The sequence below is a fragment of the Stenotrophomonas sp. 05L44_2 genome (assembly GCF_056665995.1).
Map to the genome: position 1 here is coordinate 1 of NZ_JBFTNR010000712.1, position 2,134 is coordinate 2,134.

A 2,134-nucleotide genomic window follows, 5' to 3' on the forward strand; every position below is an offset into this window, starting at 1 on the left:
GCATCGGCCTGTGTGTGGCGATCTCGGTGGCCTTCGTGGCCGCGCTGGTGCTGGAGCGGGTAGCGCCTGCCCAGGTCGACCACGGCATCCGCTGGGCCTGCTTCGTGACCTGGGCGGCGTGTGCGCTGTGGGCAGCCCTGCGCCGCCCGGCACAGGCGGCGCGCGAACTGCTGTGGGCTGCGGCGATCAGCACCGCGCTGGTGCCGCTGGCGCACGGCGCCCTCAACGGTGACTGGCTGTGGCTGGCCGCCGCACGCGGCCACTGGCCGTTGTTCTGGATCGATGCGATGGCACTGGCGATGGCGTTTGGCTTTGCCCGCTTGGCGTATGCGAGCCAGCGGCGCGCCCGCAACGGTGACCCCAACAGCGTGTGGGCGAACTGACCAAGCCCGCTCGCAGCACGCGGGTTTACATGGCTTCCACGTAGCGGGCCACTTCGATCAGGTTCCCATCCGGATCACGGAAGTACACCGACTCGATCGGCCCAAGTGCTCCGGTACGCGGCACCGGTCCTTCTTCAATCGTCACCTGCTGGGCCTGCAGGTGGGCCAGCACCGCCTGTACGCCCAGCGGGGTGATCAGGCACAGATCGGCGCTGCCACGGGTCGGCAGCAGCGCGTGGGGCTGCAGCGGCGCGCTGGCCGGGTGCAGGTTGATCTTCTGCTGGCCGAACTGCAGGGCGACGCGGCCGGCCCCGAAGCGCACGACGTCCATGCCCAGCACGCGCTGGTAGAAGTCGCAGCTGCGCTCGATGTCGGCAACGGTAAGCACCAGATGGTCCAGGCGGTCGATGATGATCATGCACGCAGCTTAGCGCTGCGTGCATGGCGCCGATGTGCGGTTTCAGGCCACAGCGTTTGCCCATCACCGCCGTACCAGCCCCGGTCCGGAGATGTCGAACCGGTCAGTCGCCGACGCGGGCCTTCTGCCACGGAGCAAGCATGGCGTTGAGCAGGCTGGCCTGCTCATCGTCACCGGTCAGTTCCCACATGAAGACACCGGCCAGGCCCTGCTCGCGCGCGAACTGCGCACGCAGGCCGATGGAGCGCGGATCCTCGTAGCTGATGAAGATCTTCTGCGCCGGGTTGTACAGCCACGGGCTCTGCGCCTGCGGCTGCCAATGCTTCGTCCAACCCGGCTGGTCGAGATAGCGCGCCTTGATCACCCGCCAGTCACCGGCGTCGGCCGGCGCGCTGTAGGCCTGGTACAGGCCGTCCGCCGACTCGCCGGTGACCTTGAAGCCGCGCCCGTAGAACGGCACGCCCAGCACCAGCTTGGCCGCCGGCACGCCATGCTCGCGGTAGTACTGCACGGCACCGGCCACGTTGTTCCAGCGCCGCAGCTCCGGCGCCAGCGGGTCGGCTGGCACTTCATGCAGGGGGGCATTGAAGGTCGATACCGATGAGAAGCCGGTGCCCATGTCGTAGCTCATCAGGTTGATGAAATCGAACACCTTGGCCAACGCGGGCAGATCGTAGCTGGCGGCAGGGTCGTATGGTCCATCGGTCTGCAGTCGGCCAGCGGCCAGCGCGGCGGTCAGCAGCATCGGCTGCCCCGCCTTTCTGCCGCGGGCATCCAGCGCCAGCCGGAAGGCCTGCGCAAGCTTGGTCAGGTTGGCACGGTCCTGCGGGCGGTGCGCCAGTTCCTTCGGGCCACCGCTGACGGGGAACTCCCAGTCGATGTCCACGCCATCGAAACTGCCGGCATGGCGCTCGAAGAACAACGCCATGCACGAATCGACCAGGCGCCTGCGGCTGGTCTCGGTCAGCGCCGCATCGGAGAATCCGCCCGCGCCCCAGCCTCCGATCGAAATCAACGTGCGCAGATGCGGATGCCTGCGCTTGAGCTCGGCCAATGCGGCGAAGTTGGCTGGTGCCTCGGCACCGATCGCACAACGTCCGTCCTCGATGGTGGAAAACGCATAGAACAGATGGGTGAGTCGTTCGGCCGGGATGCTCGATACCGGATAGCGCTCGGCGGAACCGCCGGGATAGTACGCACCGAAGATCGGCGGTTGCGCCGGTTGCGCCTGCGCGGCAATGGGCAGGGTGCCGGCGATCAGCACTGCAAGTACGGCCAAGGTCTGGCGGAACATGGAAACTCCCGGGTCGAAGGCGCCGCCACGTTAGCAAAC

Annotated in this window: 2 protein-coding genes and 1 pseudogene; 1 reads left to right on the plus strand and 2 read right to left on the minus strand. The window is 67.6% G+C overall.

Annotated elements, in window-relative coordinates:
- Positions 1 to 383 (plus strand): annotated as a pseudogene (locus AC1VAN_RS19660) (PepSY-associated TM helix domain-containing protein); the annotation flags it as partial.
- A gap of 25 nt (positions 384 to 408) precedes the next feature.
- Here AC1VAN_RS19660 and AC1VAN_RS19665 read toward each other — a convergent pair.
- Both AC1VAN_RS19665 and AC1VAN_RS19670 read right to left on the minus strand, forming a co-directional pair.
- Positions 409 to 801 (minus strand): VOC family protein, encoded by a 393-nt coding sequence (locus AC1VAN_RS19665; RefSeq protein ID WP_032974993.1) that lies wholly within the window; start codon positions 799 to 801, stop codon positions 409 to 411.
- 103 nt (positions 802 to 904) lie between these two features.
- A complete protein-coding gene (locus tag AC1VAN_RS19670; RefSeq protein WP_032974994.1) occupies positions 905 to 2,095 on the minus strand; it encodes a glycoside hydrolase family 18 protein in 1,191 nt (396 codons plus the stop codon).
- Between the last annotated feature and the right edge of the window lie 39 nt (positions 2,096 to 2,134).

What these genes read in the sequence shown, in the direction of transcription:
- AC1VAN_RS19670 (WP_032974994.1), bottom strand. Translation starts at nt 2,095, where the DNA reads ATGTTCCGCCAGACCTTGGCCGTACTTGCAGTGCTGATCGCCGGCACC.
- AC1VAN_RS19665 (WP_032974993.1), bottom strand. Translation starts at nt 801, where the DNA reads ATGATCATCATCGACCGCCTGGACCATCTGGTGCTTACCGTTGCCGAC.